This window comes from Niabella ginsenosidivorans (genome assembly GCF_001654455.1).
Lineage (GTDB): Bacteria > Bacteroidota > Bacteroidia > Chitinophagales > Chitinophagaceae > Niabella > Niabella ginsenosidivorans.
The window spans coordinates 1,193,724-1,211,106 of record NZ_CP015772.1 but is presented as its reverse complement, the minus strand read 5'-3'; the positions used below and the strand labels follow the sequence as shown (position 1 = coordinate 1,211,106).

Annotated in this window: 25 protein-coding genes; all 25 read right to left on the bottom strand. The window is 41.9% G+C overall.

The window, feature by feature from the left end; all coding sequences use genetic code 11:
* Nucleotides 1-270: 270 nt before the first annotated feature.
* Entirely contained in the window at nt 271-1,443 is a 1,173-nt protein-coding gene (locus A8C56_RS05035) for a glycosyltransferase family 61 protein (RefSeq protein ID WP_067752887.1), read from the bottom strand.
* A gap of 226 nt (nt 1,444-1,669) precedes the next feature.
* Nucleotides 1,670-1,819: a hypothetical protein gene (locus A8C56_RS24345; protein WP_169818747.1), complete on the bottom strand. Its 150-nt coding sequence runs from the start codon at nt 1,817-1,819 to the stop codon at nt 1,670-1,672.
* Nucleotides 1,806-4,400 (bottom strand): response regulator, encoded by a 2,595-nt coding sequence (locus tag A8C56_RS05030; RefSeq protein WP_169818746.1) that lies wholly within the window; start codon nt 4,398-4,400, stop codon nt 1,806-1,808. Before A8C56_RS05030 ends, A8C56_RS24345 begins: the two co-directional genes overlap by 14 nt.
* Before the next feature lie 224 nt (nt 4,401-4,624).
* A complete protein-coding gene (map, locus tag A8C56_RS05025; RefSeq protein WP_067761606.1) occupies nt 4,625-5,437 on the bottom strand; it encodes a type I methionyl aminopeptidase in 813 nt (270 codons plus the stop codon).
* Between the two features lie 68 nt (nt 5,438-5,505).
* A complete protein-coding gene (gene secY, locus A8C56_RS05020) occupies nt 5,506-6,843 on the bottom strand; it encodes a preprotein translocase subunit SecY (protein ID WP_067752881.1) in 1,338 nt (445 codons plus the stop codon).
* A 74-nt stretch (nt 6,844-6,917) separates the two neighbouring features.
* Nucleotides 6,918-7,367 carry a 50S ribosomal protein L15 gene (gene rplO, locus A8C56_RS05015; protein WP_067752878.1) on the bottom strand — a complete coding sequence of 150 codons (450 nt, stop codon included), beginning with the start codon at nt 7,365-7,367 and terminating at the stop codon, nt 6,918-6,920.
* A 74-nt stretch (nt 7,368-7,441) separates the two neighbouring features.
* Entirely contained in the window at nt 7,442-7,621 is a 180-nt protein-coding gene (gene rpmD, locus A8C56_RS05010; RefSeq protein WP_067752876.1) for a 50S ribosomal protein L30, read from the bottom strand.
* A gap of 96 nt (nt 7,622-7,717) precedes the next feature.
* Nucleotides 7,718-8,236, bottom strand: coding sequence for a 30S ribosomal protein S5 (gene rpsE / locus A8C56_RS05005; protein WP_067752873.1), 519 nt, complete (start codon nt 8,234-8,236; stop codon nt 7,718-7,720).
* A 27-nt stretch (nt 8,237-8,263) separates the two neighbouring features.
* Nucleotides 8,264-8,620, bottom strand: coding sequence for a 50S ribosomal protein L18 (gene rplR, locus A8C56_RS05000; RefSeq protein WP_067752870.1), 357 nt, complete (start codon nt 8,618-8,620; stop codon nt 8,264-8,266).
* 120 nt (nt 8,621-8,740) lie between these two features.
* Nucleotides 8,741-9,295 (bottom strand): 50S ribosomal protein L6, encoded by a 555-nt coding sequence (gene rplF / locus A8C56_RS04995; protein ID WP_067752867.1) that lies wholly within the window; start codon nt 9,293-9,295, stop codon nt 8,741-8,743.
* Between the two features lie 152 nt (nt 9,296-9,447).
* Entirely contained in the window at nt 9,448-9,846 is a 399-nt protein-coding gene (rpsH, locus tag A8C56_RS04990) for a 30S ribosomal protein S8 (protein WP_067752864.1), read from the bottom strand.
* 107 nt (nt 9,847-9,953) lie between these two features.
* Nucleotides 9,954-10,223, bottom strand: a complete 270-nt coding sequence (gene rpsN, locus A8C56_RS04985; RefSeq protein WP_067752862.1) for a 30S ribosomal protein S14 — start codon at nt 10,221-10,223, stop codon at nt 9,954-9,956.
* Between the two features lie 27 nt (nt 10,224-10,250).
* Nucleotides 10,251-10,826, bottom strand: coding sequence for a 50S ribosomal protein L5 (rplE, locus tag A8C56_RS04980; protein WP_067752859.1), 576 nt, complete (start codon nt 10,824-10,826; stop codon nt 10,251-10,253).
* Between the two features lie 33 nt (nt 10,827-10,859).
* Nucleotides 10,860-11,219 carry a 50S ribosomal protein L24 gene (gene rplX / locus A8C56_RS04975; RefSeq protein WP_067752856.1) on the bottom strand — a complete coding sequence of 120 codons (360 nt, stop codon included), beginning with the start codon at nt 11,217-11,219 and terminating at the stop codon, nt 10,860-10,862.
* 65 nt (nt 11,220-11,284) lie between these two features.
* Nucleotides 11,285-11,653 carry a 50S ribosomal protein L14 gene (gene rplN, locus A8C56_RS04970; protein WP_018630057.1) on the bottom strand — a complete coding sequence of 123 codons (369 nt, stop codon included), beginning with the start codon at nt 11,651-11,653 and terminating at the stop codon, nt 11,285-11,287.
* Between the two features lie 135 nt (nt 11,654-11,788).
* Complete coding sequence (gene rpsQ, locus A8C56_RS04965) at nt 11,789-12,046, bottom strand: 30S ribosomal protein S17 (RefSeq protein ID WP_067752853.1); 258 nt, start codon at nt 12,044-12,046, stop codon at nt 11,789-11,791.
* A gap of 33 nt (nt 12,047-12,079) precedes the next feature.
* Nucleotides 12,080-12,295: a 50S ribosomal protein L29 gene (gene rpmC / locus A8C56_RS04960; RefSeq protein WP_067752851.1), complete on the bottom strand. Its 216-nt coding sequence runs from the start codon at nt 12,293-12,295 to the stop codon at nt 12,080-12,082.
* A 127-nt stretch (nt 12,296-12,422) separates the two neighbouring features.
* Complete coding sequence (rplP, locus tag A8C56_RS04955; RefSeq protein ID WP_067752849.1) at nt 12,423-12,845, bottom strand: 50S ribosomal protein L16; 423 nt, start codon at nt 12,843-12,845, stop codon at nt 12,423-12,425.
* Between the two features lie 131 nt (nt 12,846-12,976).
* Nucleotides 12,977-13,735, bottom strand: a complete 759-nt coding sequence (rpsC, locus tag A8C56_RS04950) for a 30S ribosomal protein S3 (RefSeq protein WP_067752848.1) — start codon at nt 13,733-13,735, stop codon at nt 12,977-12,979.
* Nucleotides 13,736-13,744: 9 nt separating this feature from the next.
* On the bottom strand, nt 13,745-14,152 hold the full coding sequence (rplV, locus tag A8C56_RS04945) for a 50S ribosomal protein L22 (protein ID WP_245645883.1): 408 nt from the start codon (nt 14,150-14,152) through the stop codon (nt 13,745-13,747).
* Between the two features lie 86 nt (nt 14,153-14,238).
* Nucleotides 14,239-14,508 (bottom strand): 30S ribosomal protein S19, encoded by a 270-nt coding sequence (gene rpsS / locus A8C56_RS04940; protein ID WP_018630051.1) that lies wholly within the window; start codon nt 14,506-14,508, stop codon nt 14,239-14,241.
* 40 nt (nt 14,509-14,548) lie between these two features.
* Nucleotides 14,549-15,388: a 50S ribosomal protein L2 gene (gene rplB / locus A8C56_RS04935; protein WP_067752843.1), complete on the bottom strand. Its 840-nt coding sequence runs from the start codon at nt 15,386-15,388 to the stop codon at nt 14,549-14,551.
* 137 nt (nt 15,389-15,525) lie between these two features.
* Complete coding sequence (gene rplW / locus A8C56_RS04930) at nt 15,526-15,825, bottom strand: 50S ribosomal protein L23 (protein ID WP_067752840.1); 300 nt, start codon at nt 15,823-15,825, stop codon at nt 15,526-15,528.
* Between the two features lie 143 nt (nt 15,826-15,968).
* On the bottom strand, nt 15,969-16,610 hold the full coding sequence (gene rplD / locus A8C56_RS04925; protein ID WP_067752837.1) for a 50S ribosomal protein L4: 642 nt from the start codon (nt 16,608-16,610) through the stop codon (nt 15,969-15,971).
* A 52-nt stretch (nt 16,611-16,662) separates the two neighbouring features.
* Nucleotides 16,663-17,280, bottom strand: a complete 618-nt coding sequence (gene rplC, locus A8C56_RS04920) for a 50S ribosomal protein L3 (protein WP_067752835.1) — start codon at nt 17,278-17,280, stop codon at nt 16,663-16,665.
* Nucleotides 17,281-17,383: the final 103 nt, after the last annotated feature.

The window sequence follows — 17,383 nt, the reverse complement described above, 5'->3', positions numbered from 1 at the left end:
GAAAGAGCAGGCACTCTTTGAGGAAATATCGCTTATCCGCTCAGTTTTTCCTGGCTGGCTTTAACAGGAGTTTATGCGAACAAATAGAGCCCAGTTATGGAAAATGAAAATCCCTTTTTTATGAAAATAAGTGATCCGCTGACTATGCGTTCCGGAGCTTTGGCCCGTACACTCATACAAAGCCCCTAATCATATTCTCCTGTACCGGGTTCAGCTGCTCTTTCTTCATTCTCACCGAGTCACTGTTACTTTTAACAGTTATTACAATAATCAAAGTTTGCCCAATATGTTTTCTAAACTGACTTTTAATTTTGGGATCGACACATAAATATCCTGGCATAACGCTTCAAATAAGTCATCGGTGATCTCCTCATGAGTGTCATCCTGATAAGCTGCATACTGCATATCGTTTATTTTGGCCAGGTAAAGAAAGTAGTCGGGCGCCCAGCTTTTTGAAAAAAGTTCATATAAATACGTGCCGGGTTTACACCATATAACATTGGCAAATGACGCACCGTGCGGTCCGATGATAAAAGAAGCGTTCCTGTATATATCGATCTGCTCTTCAACGCTTCTTCCTTTATCTTCAATTATCATAAAATTAAACTTCTTCAGCAATTCAATCAATTCGCCTTCATTTTCAATCTCCCGCCTGCCCTTTCTGCTGATATATACCCTGTTGCCTGCAGACGGTGTCATATCTGAGATATTCAGCCGGCTTTCAATATTTCTTTTCAGCGAAAGGATTTCATTTACATTCGGTTTCCAGGTACCACAATTCCCGAAAATCACTCTTTCTGCCGAAAGTTTATACGTGCGGCTGTCAATGTAGTTATCCGGATTAAAACCTAATAGTTCCAGATATTGTTTTTCATAATGCCCTCCAAACGAGTGGTATGTAATAACAATATCGCGGATGTCTTCCTCCTTAAGAGTATCTTTGATCCTGCTTAGCTTTGCGGCCACCATCAATACAAAATCATAATACCCCGTAAGCACCGACGGGCTATTCATATCCTGGTGATGGCTTAATAAGGGGATGACTGTTTTGGTGAATTTAGAGGGGCGTTTATCCCTTTTCCAAAACTGATGTTCAAACCCCCGGTGGTCCCAATCTGTACAAAGCACCTTATGATCTATTACAATAGAACCATGTTTTGAAATAAAGCCGTTTTTCAATTCATGCTGCCATACATAAACTTCTTCCGAGGTAAATTTATTTGCCTTATAGATTACATTCCGGGGGTCGTTTTCGTCTGTGATCTCCGGTAAATCAACAGATGATTTGGGTACAACTTTTATACAATAAGGCTCAAGGAGCTGCTTTGTTTCTCCGGCGGTTAATAAAGAAAACCCTCTGAAGTTCCAGTAGGTATGGCTGACAGACGTTTTCCCCCATATTTTTTTTATGATCTTTTTAGCTATGTTTTTAAGTGAGCTCATGATATAAACAGAAGATTGGTTTAACGGGATAGAAATAAATACTACCCTTTTATTAAATTCAACTAAGACAAAAGAACCCGGTATATTACATAGGCTTCATAGCTTTATAATATAAAATAAATACACAGCTGAAGCTTCAAAACCGTATTTGCCGATCATGTACTTAGATAAGAAGCGATCATCATTGCTAATATAAATATATTATATAATATTCCAAGAAAAAATATTATTTTGTACGCTGTCCTAAGAAAGGAGCCATGCGGTACCCAAAAACAAAAGCTTTTAACAGCATTCCCTGCCGGGTAATACGAAAGTCAACAAGATCTGCCGTCAACGTTACCGGGGTCGCTTTCCCGGATGCTTCAGGCATATTCATTTTCCAGCATCTGCTTTAGCTGGTTGATGCAGGTGTTTAAACGGGTCATGATCCTGTAAAAAAGGGCGGTGTCCTCTTTATCCAATACTTTTTTAACCGCTTTATCTTCCAGGTCGCTGAAAAAAGGAGCTGTATCCGGTGCTCCTACTATCGGCACCAGTGATTTAAGCTTGTGAGCATATATCTTAATCTCCTGGAAATCCTCTGCGGCAACGGCAGTGGTCAGGCTTTCAATCTGTTCAGGAATTTCAGCAAGCAATAGTTCAATCATTTCTTTTTCAAACTCTTTGTTCCCGCTTGATATTTCCCTGAGATAGCTGAGGTCTACGGCATTATTGAAACCGGGTGTGCCTCCTTCAGTTGCCGGCGCCTCTTTTTGTTCCGGCATCCTGTTCTTTTCATTAGCAGCGGGGTCCGTTTCCCCGAAGCGCATGATGCTGTAGATCTTTTCAAACAGCTGGTTAACGTTTACAGGTTTCGTAAGATAATCGTTCATGCCCGCCTGCAGGCATTTTTCGCGCTCCCCGGCCATGGCGTGAGCGGTCAGCGCAATAATAGGCGTATTCAGCTTTAATTCATTCCTTATAATTCTGGATGTTTCATAACCGTTCATTTCAGGCATTTCAATGTCCATAAGGATCACATCATAGTCAACGGAAAGCAATCGCTCCAGCGCGCTTTTCCCGTTCTCAGCCATATCAATCGTAAGATAATATTCTTTAAAAATGCCCTGCATTAATTTACGGTTAAATAAATTGTCTTCAACCAGCAAAACCTTCACAGAATGCATGAAATGCTCGTCAATCGGCAGGCGCTCTTCTACTTTATCAATCTTACCATCTGTTTCATTAAAGAACTTGAAAGGAATGACAAATGTAAAGGTGGTTCCTACCCCCGGTTGACTGGCTACGTTTATAGTTCCTTTTTGGGATTCAATAATATGCTTGGCAATGCTTAGCCCCAGTCCTGTTCCTCCATAATGCCTTGAAGTTTCCGTATCAGCCTGTTCAAACCTGTTGAAAACAGACGCAATTTTGTCGGCAGCAATTCCTATGCCGGTATCTTTAACCGTAAATTCAATAAAGGTCCTGTCCTGATCCGCTTTCAGGAATTTTACAAGGATACTCACACTGCCCTGGTCTGTAAACTTTATTGCATTACCAACAATGTTGGTAATTACCTGGTTCAGCCTTACAGAATCGCCTGTAACCACTTTTGGAATCGAGGGGTCGCAAAGGTAACTTAAAGAGATTCCTTTGCTGACAGCTTTTGGCATCAGAAGATCACAGATAGATACAACAATGTCATTAATAGAAATGGGCTGCTCTTCAAATACAAGCATATCCGCTTCCAGCTTTGAAAAATCCAGGATATCATTTAAAAGCCGGAGCAGGTTATCGCTTGACGACTGGATGGTTCTTACGTATTCATTTTGTTGTGGCCCAAGGTCCTTCCTGGCTAATAATTCTGTAAAGCCAAGGATCGCGTTCATGGGCGTTCTTATTTCATGGCTCATGTTTGTAAGAAAAGATTCCTTTAACCGGAGCGATTGCTCAACCAGCTTCTTTGCCTCTATCAACTCATTTTCAACATTTTTAATACTGGTAATATCATCAAATACGGAAATGGCATATTCTATCTGGTTATTATCGTTATACAAAGGTGTTGCACTTACCCTTAAAGGCAGCTCGCTATTATCTTTTTTTAGAATAAGGCGGTTGATACCAATATGATGCTCCCCGTTCAATGCTTTCGATATAAGCAGCGTTTCCATCAGATCTTTCCCCAAACGGTCCTTTTCAGTTGTATGTTCAACTTCTTCTGCTAAATAACCATCGGCAGCCAGCCCGCTGTCCAGCAGTTCAGTTGCTTTGTGGTTGGCATGGTATTCCCTGTTTAACGCATTTACAATGAAAATGCCGATAGGAAGCATATCCAGGATATTCTCTAACCGCAACTGCGATTGCAGCAAGAGCTTCTCGGTAGATGTAAGGCGCTTGTAGGTTTTTAAAATATAGAACAGCAACAGCAATAAAATGGTGACAGACACTAAAATGCTTAGCGTTATTACAAAAACGACCTTATCAAAATTTGAATTTCTTTTTTCCAGAGCCAGATCGATGTTCTGTTTGGCTCTTTGATCGCTAATAAGCGCTAACAGTTTGCTCTTAATATTGGCAGACAGGTAATGCTCGTCTTTATTAGCCGACAGTACATTGGCCTTTGCTGCCGATGTTGTGTCTGCCTGGATGGCAATGATATTCTTTGCAAGGCTTATTTCCTGTTCTACCAGGGAACTAATCTCCGTAAACTGCCCCATCTGATCCTGGGACAAAGCAAGCGGCTTTATCTGCAGCAGGTTTAGCCGTACCATTCGCTCAGCTACTTTAAAGGAATTAAGATAACTAGGATCGGAAGTAACCAGGTAACCGCGCAAATTGTTTTGCAGCTCCTGTACCTCAAAAAGGATCTGCTCAGCCTTACCGATCAAAATTCCTTTTTCTGTAGTGCTCTTCATAGACTGTTTGTACCGGAAGGTGTAAGTATTGGCATAAATACCCAGCCCCACAAGTATGATCATACTTAAGCCCAAAAAAATAATAATCGTATTTCTCTCAGAAACTTTTCTTAAAAAAGGGCTGGCCATAATAATTGAAGTTACAGTATAAATCCTATTAGTCAGGTAAAAAAATATGACTAATATATTTAATTAGTAACAGACCTGTTCACAAGCACTAACACCCGGTGCTTTTAAAGGCAAACCGGGGTATAAAACCATTGCAAACCGAAAGTAAGATTTATTTTTTATTCTGGCTTTAATTGGCAAACAAACAACTCGGGATTATTTCTTTCGGCCTCCTCAATCGTTGCGTAGTTAGAAAGGATATCTGCTTTGCGTGGCCTTACGCAAACATCGTGTTCAAAATGAACAGAAGGCTTCCCGTCTTTTGTACGAACGGTCCATCCATCGCTTTCGGTAAATACATCCTTTGCTCCCAGGTTAATCATTGGTTCAATAGCCAGCACCAGGCCACTGGGCAATTTCATTCCATTGCCTCTTCTTCCATAATTGGGTACCTGAGGATCCTCGTGCATTTTCTGTCCCAGCCCATGCCCTACCAGTTCCCTGACCACACCGTAGCCATGTTTTTTTTCAGTATACTCCTGTATAGCAGCTCCAATATCGCCTATCCGGCCAGCCGTGGTGGCTTTTTCGATTCCTTTATATAGGGATGCTTTTGTTACCGCTACCAGTTGCTCTGCCTCCGGGCCGGGCGTACCGATCACAAACGTGTAGGCATGGTCACCATGCCATTTATCAAGTATAACACCTACATCAATGGAAACAATATCCCCGTTCCTGAGCTCGGTTTTATTGGGGAAACCATGCACCACAACATCATTTACAGAAATGCAGGAATTAAAAGGATACCCGTTATAATTCAGGAAAGACGGCTCAGCCTTATGATCCCTTATAAATTCACCTATTATTTTATCAAGACTTAAAGTAGTGATGCCCGGTTTCAGTATTTTCGCAACTTCTGTCAATGTTCTGCTCACCAGTAATGCGCTTTTGCGCATCAGCTCCACCTGGTCATCCGTTTTTACCTTTATCATACTGTTCATTAAAAAGTCCCGCAACTCACGTTGCGGGACTGCAAAGTTATTAAATTTCTCAGAACTAATTAAATCTGAATGGCAGAGGAGCTCTGGCGCCCCTGTATACGGCCGCTTTTCATCAAACCGTCATACTGGCGCATCATCAATTGTGTTTCCACCTGTTGCAGGGTATCAAGAATTACTCCAACCATAATCAGCAGGGAGGTACCGCCAAAGAACATTGCAAATCCCTGGGTCATTCCGAATATTTTTTGAATAATACCCGGTAAAATACCCACCAGGGCCAACAGAACTGCACCCGGGAATGTGATCCGGTCCATGATCGTACCAATATAATCAGTAGTAGGCTGACCGGGCTTTACCCCCGGAATAAACCCGTTATTCTGCTTAAGGTTATCAGCAATCTGCTTGGGATTAAAGATCAGTGCTGTGTACAGAAAGGTAAAACCGATCACTACAGTGGCATAAATGAGCATATACCAGCCATTGGTATGATCTGTAAACATCCTGCCTAAATCAGCATTTTTGCTGCCCATTGTAAACAAGGTGGGCACAAACATAATGGCCTGGGCAAAGATAATGGGCATTACACCCGCTGCATTTACCTTTAAAGGCAGGAACTGGCGGGCACCGCCAAACTGGCGATTGCCGACAATTTGCTTTGCATAGTTCACAGGTACTTTTCTTACGCCCTGTACCAGAACAATACAGCCAAGGTTGATGGCAATATACAAGGCAATTTCAATAATGAAGATCAGGATATCACCGGTACGGGTAGAGCGGAACGCTAATTCCTGTGTAAGCGCCTGTGGAAGACGTGCCAGGATGCCCACCATAATAATGAGCGATGTACCATTGCCCAATCCCTTATCCGTTATTTTTTCGCCCAGCCACATTACAAATAATGTACCTGAAGTAAGCACTACAACAGTAGTAAGCGTAAAATTAAAAGATCCGTACCCGGCTACAATTGCAGGACCCGCGGTCTGATGCAGGTAGGCAATATATGCAAATGCCTGAACCAGTGTTACGGCAACTGTAAGGTACCGGGTGATCTGATTGATCTTATTGCGCCCGCTTTCCCCTTCTTTCTGCATCTTCTGGAAAGAAGGCACCAGCACCGTCATCAGTTGTATGAAGATAGAGGCGGTGATATAGGGCATAATACCCAATGCAAAAATAGAGGCCTGGTTAAAAGCACCTCCGGCAAAGGTATTGATCAAGTCCAGGATACCGCTTTGGTTGGCTTTGCTAAACTGCTCCAGTGCAACCGGATTAATACCAGGTAATACAATATGCGCACCGACACGATATACCGCTGTAAGCACCAAAGTGAAAAGGATCTTACTCCTAAGCTCTTCAATGCTCCATATATTTTTTAATGTTTTGATTAAATTTTTCACCTGATTCTTCTTAAGTTGTCAATTCTCCAAAATTAAAAGACGCACTACGTGCGTCAAAATTTATTTTTGAGAAATTATTTCAAAATTTCAACAGTTCCGCCCGCTGCTTCGATTGCCGCCTTAGCTTTTTCGCTGATCGCGTGAACTTTAAAGTTGAATTTTCCCTTAATTTCCCCGTTACCTAACACCTTTACCCTGTCTGTTTTGCCAATAAAGCCCAGGTGATAAAGATTTTCTTCAGAAAAATCAGTGATATTGTGTGTTTCCGCCCACTGGTCTATCTGACCAATATTGATGACTTTGTAAACAATTTTATCCGGATTTTTAAACCCTCTTTTGGGTGTACGGCGCTGGATTGGCATCTGTCCGCCTTCGTGCCCCATTTTTCTTTTGTAACCTGCACGGCTCTGCCCTCCTTTATTACCTTTAGTGGATGTGCCGCCATAACCGCTTCCTTCACCACGACCAATTCTTTTCTCCTTGTGTACTGAACCTTTTGCAGGTTTTAATTCATGTAGTTTCATTTTGCTTTTGTTTTTACTTGCGCCTCAAAGCAGGAGGCTCGCCTATTTAAAAATAATTTTTACAGGTAGCGCTATTAAAGCTCTTCCACCTTCACCATGTGCTCCACTTTACGGATCATACCCAGGATCTGTGGAGTAGCTTCTACTTCTTTACTGCTATTAGTTTTGTTAAGACCCAATGCTTTTAAAGTAAGTTTCTGCCTTTCGGGGCGGTCAATTGGGCTTTTTACTAAAGTAACTTTTATCTTTTTCATAATCTCAGATTTTGTCCCGATAGCTATCGGTATGAGGTTTGAGATTGAGATTTTTAGCGAACCTCAAACTTTAAGCCTCCAATCATAAACATTTCATTATCCGTTGAATACTTTCTTTAAACCTAATGAACGGGTCTTGGCGATGCTTACTGGCTCCCTCATCATTGCCAAAGCCTTAAAAGTAGCTTTAACCACGTTGTGCGGATTTGCAGAGCCCAGGCTTTTCGCCAAAACATCAGTAAGACCGGCTGCTTCCAGCACCGCGCGCATAGACCCTCCTGCTATTACACCCGTACCTGCAGAAGCTGGTTTTATCATTACTTTTGCTGCCCCTTCCTTAGCCCACTGATCATGAGGGATGGTGCCCTTCATTACAGGGATTTTAATAAGGTTTTTCTTAGCGTCTTCTATTCCTTTAGTAATAGCTTCCTGAACTTCCTTAGCCTTGCCTAACCCATGCCCTACAACACCATTACCATCCCCAACCACAACCAATGCAGAAAAGCTGAATGCGCGGCCACCTTTAGTTGTTTTTACTACACGATTTATAGCTACAACCTTATCTTTTAATTCAAGGTCGCCGGCTTTAACATTGTTGAAATTAACTGTTGACATTATTTCGTTTTAGAATTGAATAACTTTTTAAAATTGCAACCCGCCTTCTCTGGCTCCTTCAGCCACAGATTTTACTCGTCCGTGGTACAAATAACCGCCTCTGTCAAAAACAACGGTCTTCACATTCAGATCAGCCGCTTTACGTGCAATGGCTGCGCCTACTAATTTACTTTTCTCAGATTTGGTACCTGCCTGCGCTTTAATATCTTTATCTTTTGTAGAGGCAGCTGCTATGGTAACTCCCTTCTCATCATCAATCAGCTGAGCATAAATATCAGTGTTGCTGCGAAATACTGCCAGTCTTGGCTTTTGCGTGGTACCGCTGATCTTTGCGCGAATGCTGCGGCGGATACTGGTTCTTCTTTTAACTTTTGCGTTTGACATTGCTTTTTATTTTTCTCCCTGATACTGCCAGGAATAATTTGAAAATTTGTGGATTTGAAAATTTGAGAATGATTAATGACTAAACTTTCAAATTAATTCATTTTCAAATCTTCAAATTATTTATTTACCAGCTGATTTACCGGCTTTCTTGCGTACTACTTCACCTGCAAAGCGTACTCCTTTTCCTTTATAAGGCTCCGGCTTACGCAGACTCCGGATTTTGGCACAAACGGCGCCTACCAGTTGTTTATCAGCACCGCTGATTGTTATGGTCGGATTCTGTCCTTTTACGGTTTCAGTAGCTACCGTCAATTCCTTGGGAATATCAAAAATGATATTGTGAGAATACCCCAGAGAAAGATCTAATACATTCCCCTGGTTAGTAGCTTTGAAACCTACCCCCACTAATTCCATTTTCTTTTCAAAACCATTCGTCACACCTTCTACAAGATTGGCCACCAGCGCACGGGTTAAACCATGCAGTGCACGGTGCTGGATCTGGTCAGACGGACGCGTAACCACTACCTCACCATCTTTAACCTCTACCTTAATATCAGGGCTAACAGACTGTTTTAACTCACCTTTCTTACCTTTTACTGTAACAACATTGTCAGCGCCTACAGTAACAGTTACTCCGGCAGGAACAGCGATTACTTTTTTACCTATACGAGACATAATCTTAATTTGAAAATTTGGAAATTTAATAATTTGAAAATGTGAGCGTGCCTGTTTTCAGTTATCGTATAAAAAACTTAAATTATCATGCACCCTTTTGTTTCGGGGATCTGAAAACCATTCTCAAATTTTCAACCCCTTATATAGATCACTTAATAAATGTGACAAAGAACTTCCCCGCCCACATTCTGCGCTTTTGCATCCTTATCAGTCATTACTCCTTTTGAAGTAGACAGAATAGCAATGCCCAGGCCGTTTTTTACCCGGCGGATCTCTGCAGGTTTTGCATACTGGCGCAAACCTGGCCGGCTAACCCTTTCCAGGCTTTGAATGGCGGGCTGCTTGGTAGTTGCATCATACTTCAACGCTATTTTAATAACACCTTGCTTATGATCCTCTTCAAACTTATATTTCAGGATATAGCCCTGGTTGTATAAAATCTCAGTCATACGTTTCTTAAGGTTAGATGCAGGGATCTCCACTATGCGGTGGCCTGCCATTTGAGCGTTACGTATTCTTGTTAAAAAATCTGCAATTGGATCTGTTACCATTTTATATGAATTATTTCAGTTCTAAATTTAGTGGGTGGTTTATTTTAAAAGCCCATACCCTGTCTTACGGCTTTGTAGCATCCCTTTCAGGGAAAAATATACAGAAACTACCAGCTTGCTTTTTTCAACCCGGGAATTTTGCCATTCAGCGCCATGTCTCTTAAGGCAACCCTCGAAATACCAAAGTACCGCACATAACCTTTAGGACGACCTGTTAACTGGCAACGGTTTTTCAAACGCACTTTGGAAGAGTTCTTAGGAAGCTTGTCCAAAGCGGCATAATCACCGGCTTTTTTCAGCTCCTCTCTTTTAGCGGCGTATTGCTCCACCATTTTTTCTCTTTTTTTCTGACGGGCTATAATTGAAGTTTTTGCCATTTTATATGAATTTCAATTTTATATTTATTATTCAGCAGATTTTCTTGCATTCCTGAATGGAACTCCCAGCTCTTTCAGCAACTCATATGCCTCTTCATCAGTATGGGCTGTTGTAACGAAAGTGATATCCATACCGGTGATCTTATTCACCTTATCGATATCGATCTCGGGAAAAATGATCTGCTCTGTAACACCCATGGTATAATTCCCGCGGCCGTCAAAAGATTTCTCATTAACGCCTTTGAAATCCCGTACACGGGGCAATGCTACAGCAATCAGGCGGTCCAGGAACTCATACATTTTTTCACCGCGTAAAGTAACACGTGCGCCAATCGGCATGTTCCTGCGCAGCTTGAAATTGGAGATATCTTTTTTGGAATTGGTTACCACCGCTTTCTGACCGGTAATGGTGGTCAGTTCATCAACGGCAATATCAACCAGCTTTTTATCGGTTACCGCGCCGTTCACACCACGGTTGATGCAAATCTTTTCAAGCTTCGGAGCCTGCATTACTGATTTGTAAGCGAATTTTTTAACCAATGCAGGTACCACTTCATTTTTATATTTTGTGGCCAGCCTGGGAATATATGTTTTAGTACTCATGGTCTATTACTTTATTTTGCTTAACACAAAAGATTAGATTTTTTCTCCTGATTTCTTGAAGATGCGCTGTGTTTTCCCTTCTTCCCGAACACGTTTTACTTTAGAAGGCGCTTTGGCTTTTGCATCCCACAACATTACGTTGCTTATATGAATAGGAGCTTCGGTTTTTACAATACCGCCTTTTGTATTCTGAGCGGAAGGCTTTGTATGTTTGGTTTTAATGTTCACTCCTTCTACCAGCACTTTTCCATCCTCCACCAGAACCTCTTTTACCAAACGGGGTTTATATTCATACTTACCGTTATCATCTTTGCGGGGCTTTGCAGCACCGCTGATAACAATAACCAGATCACCTTTTTTAATATTGTACTTAGGTTTAAATCTTTTGCTCATTTTATTTTCTTTATGCTTGTTGCAAACTGCAAAATGCAGTTCGCTTTATTTTTAAATTGCTTAGCTTACAGTACTTCGGGAGCTAATGAAACAATTCTCATATACCCTTTATCACGAAGCTCACGGGCTACCGGTCCAAAAATACGCGTACCTCTTGGTTCGTCAGCTGCGTTTAAGATCACTACTGCATTGTCGTCAAAGCGGATGTAAGACCCGTCTTTACGGCGCAGCTTGTTTGTAGTGCGCACAATAACTGCTTTTGCAACCGTACCTTTTTTAATACCGCCAGCAGGTGTAGCGTCTTTAACCGTTACAACTATTTTATCGCCAATCTTTGCATAACGCTGACCGCTGTTGCCCAGTACGCGAATACAAAGCACTTCTTTAGCTCCACTGTTATCGGCCACGTTCAACCGGCTTTCTTGCTGAATCATTTTATTTGAGATTTGAGATTCGGGGTTCCGATAGCTATCGGAATGAGATTCAAGCTACTCATTCCCCAATATCTGTTTATAAAAAAATTATACCTTTTTAAAAAATACTGAACACTGACAGCTCAATACCCGATCTTATTTCACCTTTTCAATCACTTCCACCAATCTCCAGCGCTTTAATTTGCTCAGGGGGCGGGTTTCCATAATTTTAACAGTGTCCCCAATACTGCACTCATTTTTTTCATCATGAGCATGAAACCGGGTCGTTTTTTTAAGGAACTTACCGTAAATAGGGTGTTTTACTTTTCTTTCTACCGCAACTGTAATGGTTTTAGTCATCTTGTTGCTGGTAACCACACCTATTCTTGTTTTTCTTAAATTTCTTTCAGACATTTTATTTACCTTTTGGCTTGTACTAAATTGCTACTAAGCTTTTGCAGCTTCGCTGTTTTGTTTTAAAAACGTTTCAATCCTGGCGATATCTTTACGAAGCGCCCTGATAGACATCGGGTTTTCAAGCGGAGAGATGGCGTGCGCAAACTCCAGCTTTTTAAGCCGTTGTTTAGATTGCTCCAACTGAACCTTTAAGTCTTCAACGCTTAACCCTTTTATGCTGTCTATAAATTCTTTTTTCTTTGACATCTTATTTAATTTGAAAATTTGCGAATGTGCGAATGTGAAAATAAACTCTCACAACCCAACATCTATTATATTCGATGGATACCAGGAAACACAAATTTTCACATTCCCGGATTTCCACATCTACACATTAGTGTGTCACTAAATCCCTGCGCATGGTGAACTTGGTCTTAATGGGTAGCTTACCGGACGCCAGCGCCAGTGCCTGGCGGGCCACTTCTTCACTAACACCGTCCACCTCAAAAATGATACGGCCGGGTTGTACAACAGCAGCCCAGTATTCCAGGTTCCCTTTACCTTTACCCATACGTACTTCAGCAGGTTTCTTTGTAATGGGTTTATCAGGGAAAATACGGATCCAGACATTTCCCTCTCTTTTCATACTACGGGTCAATGCCTGACGTGCAGCCTCAATCTGACGATCAGTAATCCAGTGAGCATCCAGGGCTTTTAACGCATAAGAACCAAACGAAATGGTAGTACCTCTTTTCGCATTGCCCTTCATGCGGCCTTTCTGCATTTTCCTGTGCTTCGTTCTCTTCGGTTGTAACATCTTTCTTAATTTGAAAATTTGAAAATGTGAGAATGTGAAAATGAACCCTCACAACCAAATAACTATTTTATAAGATGGATAACAGGAACCATAAATTTTCACATTTCCTGATTTCCACATCTACACATTAATTAATTTTTTCTGTCTCTTCCGCCTCCGCGGCGATCACCTCTCCGGTCATCCCTGCGATGCTCTCTCCTGTCTCCGCCCCCTACATTTTTATCATTTCCGGAGATAAAGTTCGGATTCAGATCACGTTTTGCTAAAACCTCACCTTTACAGATCCAAACCTTGATCCCAATTTTTCCGTAAACAGTCTGAGCAAATACGTTTGCATAATCAATATCCATACGAAAAGTATGCAAAGGAACTCGGCCCTGCTTGAACTCTTCGCTGCGGGCAATTTCAGCGCCTCCCAAACGACCGCTCAGCTTTACCTTGATCCCTTCCGCACCCATACGCAATGCAGATGCAATGGCCATTTTTGTGGCGCGTTTGAAGTTGATCCGGTTTTCGATCTGGCGGGCGATGGTATCCCCCACAATCATCGCGTCAGTTTCCGGGCGGCGGATCTCCAGAATGTTGATCTGCACATCATCATTATGTGTTAATTTCTTCAGCTCTTCTTTGATGCGATCTACTTCTCCACCACCTTTACCAATGATGATGCCCGGCTTGGATGTATGAATGGTTATAATTAACTTACCTAAGGTTCTTTCGATAACAATTTTAGAGATTCCTCCCTTGTTAATGCGCGCATTCAGGTAAGTTCTGATCTTATTGTCTTCGATTAACTTAGAAGCAAAGTCTTTTTTGCTTCCATACCAGTTAGATTCCCATCCGCGGATGATACCTAATCTGTTACCAATTGGATTTGCTTTTTGACCCATATTTATTGGTTATGCTTTTTTAGATTCTTTTGTTGACTTTTTTGCAGCAGCCTTCTTTTTTACAGGAGCTTTGGGAGCTTCTTCTTTTTTTGCAACAGCTTTTGCTTTCTTTGCAGCTTTTTTATCTTCACCCGCCACATCTACCACTAATGTTACGTGGTTGCTACGTTTACGAACGCGGTAGCCACGTCCCTGGGGTGCAGGGCGCATGCGCTTTAAAGTTCTGCCACCATCCACATAAATCGTTTTTACAACCAATCCAGACTCATCAGCGCCTTCATTTGCCTGCTTCCAGTTCACAATGGCGCTTAAAACCAATTTGCGCAAAGGAACGGCAGGGTGTTTGGGATTGTGCTCTAATTCGGCCAATACCAAATCCACTTTCTGGCCGCGGATCAAATCAGCCAACAGCCTCATTTTACGGGGAGATGTTGGATAATTTCTAAGTTTTGCTACTGCTTCCATTATAATTAATTTCTTAATTGATGCGTTCTTTTTTATAATTATTTTTTATCGCCCGCATGCCCTTTAAAATTGCGGGTTGGCGCAAATTCACCCAGCTTATGACCTACCATAAACTCTGTAACATATACCGGTATGAATTTATTTCCGTTATGCACTGCAAAAGTGTGGCCAACAAAATCAGGCGTAATGGTAGAGCGGCGGCTCCAGGTTTTTATTACAGCCTTTTTCCCTTTTCCTTCATTAATAGCCAGCACTTTCTTTTCCAGGTGAGTTGCTACATAAGGACCTTTTTTTATCGAACGAGCCATATTTGTTTATTTCTGATTTCTGATTACTGATTACTGATTACTATTTAGCCAGTTTGCTACCGTTTTTGCGCTGGATAATTAACTTATCGCTTGCTTTGCCAACAGTTCTTGTTTTTTCACCTTTGGCATATTTACCGGTACGGCTGCGTGGGTGACCACCGGAAGCTCTACCTTCACCACCACCCATCGGGTGATCTACGGGGTTCATGGCAACACCACGGTTCCTTGGGCGGATCCCTCTCCACCTGTTTCTTCCTGCCTTACCCATGCTTTGCAGGCTGTGATCGCTATTGCTTACCACACCTACCGTAGCAAAACAGTTAATCAGCACTTTCCGTAATTCGCCGGAAGGCATTTTCAATACCGCGTATTTCTCTTCCTTGTTGGTCAGCTGGGCGGAAGCACCGGCACTACGGGAAATTTTTCCGCCCTGTCCAGGGTTCAGCTCAATATTATGCACATTGGTACCCAACGGCATGTTCTTCAGTTGTAAAGCATTCCCGATTTCAGGAGCTACCATGTTACCGCTGATCACTTCAGCGCCAACAGTCAGCCCCTGGGGAGCAAGGATATAACGCTTCTCTCCATCAGCATATTCCAAAAGCGCAATAAAGGCTGTACGGTTGGGATCATATTCAATGCTTACCACCTTTGCAGCAATATCATGCTTATTTCTCTTGAAATCTATAATACGATATTTCTTTTTATGACCACCCCCTCTGTAACGCATGGTTAAGTGACCGGAAGAGTTACGACCGCCTGTGCTCTTCTTGGTTTCCACCAGGCTTTTTTCGGGCTGGTTCGTAGTGATTTCAGAAAACGAGTTTCCGATTCTCCAGCGGGTACCGGCGGTTACCGGTTTATACTTTTTTACTGACATCTTAAATTTTCTTTTACTTCTATTCGCTTTAAAAGTTCCAACACTTCGCGGCGGTTGATTGCCTTTCTATTTCAGTTAATGGTTCATATGATAGTTCATGGTTGCTTTCTGTGAACTATATGTTATTAGCTATGAACTTAAATGTTTGCATACAGATCGATCTCCTCTCCTTCTGCTACGGTTACATACGCTTTTTTGTAACCGGATTTGCGGCCCTGAATAAAACCGGCCTTTGTATAGCGGGTCTTATTTTTTGCAGGTGCAACAACTGTATTGACGCTGGTAACGGTAACACCGTAAAAAGCTTCGATCGCTTTTTTGATCTCCAGCTTATTGGATTTTTTTGCCACCTTAAAAGCATACCGGCGCAGTTTTTCCTGCTGGGCATTTGCTTTTTCGGTTAAAATCGGTTTTATTAATATCTCAGACGGTTTCATCCTATAAAATTTGAAAATTTGAAAATCCGGAAATTTGAAAATCTGTTATTGTTCTCCTTATCCCCTTTTTTAAATCAAGAACTCTTTGTTTTATGCTGATCTCCATTCTCAGATTTTCAAATCAGCACATTATCACATTTATATTAAGCTTCTACAGCCTCTTCTAAATCTTCAGAAAATATTTTTGCAGCCCCCTCAGAAAGCACCAGCACCTCAGAATTCACAATATCATAAGTATTGATATCGCTCAACGGCATTGCCAGCACTGAAGGCACATTGCGCAGGGACAGCTCCACATTCTCATTGGGCTCAGGCAAAATGAACAATGATTTTTTATCACCTACATTCCACTTGCTCAATGCTGTGGCTAATGTTTTTGTTTTGGGAGCATCCAGGTTTACATCTTCCACAACAACAATAGCATTTTCTTTGGCCTTATAGGAAAGTGCGGAGATCTTGGCAAGATCTTTTACTTTCTTGTTCAGTTTAAAGCTGTAATCACGCGGCTTGGGACCAAAGATAGTACCACCGCCTTTGTACAAAGGGTTCCGGATATTTCCTTTACGGCTGCCACCGGTTCCTTTTTGTTTATGCAGTTTTCTGCTGGCGCCATGCACTTCTGCACGGGTCTTTACTTTGTGCGTCCCCTGGCGCTGGGCAGCTAAATATTGCTTTACAGCCAGATAAATGACATGATTATTGGGCTCAGCGCCAAAAATATCATCAGGCAACTCTATGGAACGGCCGGTGCCTTTACCTTCTATATTTAAAACTTCAATTTGCATTTTCTATGATTTTATCCTTCGTCAAGCTCAGGATGACATTAATAATGTTGACCTATTTTTGAATGAAAACTATAGAACCGATATGGCCCGGTACTGAACCGCTTACCAGAATGTAATTTTTTTCAGGGAAGATCTTTACTACTTTCAGGCCTTTCAGCTTTACCCTGTCGCCACCCATACGGCCTGCCATACGCATACCTTTCATTACACGGCTGGCATCGGAAGAGTTACCCAATGAACCGGGAGCACGCTGGCGGTCATGCTGACCGTGCGACTGCTCACCTACCCCATGGAAACCATGGCGTTTTACCACACCCTGGAACCCTTTACCTTTTGTAGTACCTACTACATCTACTTTTTCACCTTCTTCAAAGATGTCAACAGTAATAGTGTCCCCTAAATTTTTTTCTATGGAATAATCCCTGAACTCTTTTGAGAATTTTTTTGCGGAAGTGTTAGCTTTGGCGAAGTGGTTTTTTTCAGAAAGCAATGTGCGATTTTCTTTTTTATCGCCAAAAGAGATCTGTAAGGCGTTGTAGCCGTCTGAATCAGATGTCTTTACCTGAGTTACAACACAAGGACCTGCCTCAATGATCGTGCAGGCTGTTTGCTTACCTGAGGGATCATAGATACTGGTCATTCCCAATTTTTTCCCAATAATACCTTTCATTGTTATGTAGTTTTATGCCTTGCAGGATTATTGGGACTTCCGGCTATCTGCCGGAATCGATCCCCGTTTGCTACCGACCTTTTCCGTTGTTTTCCGCTTACTG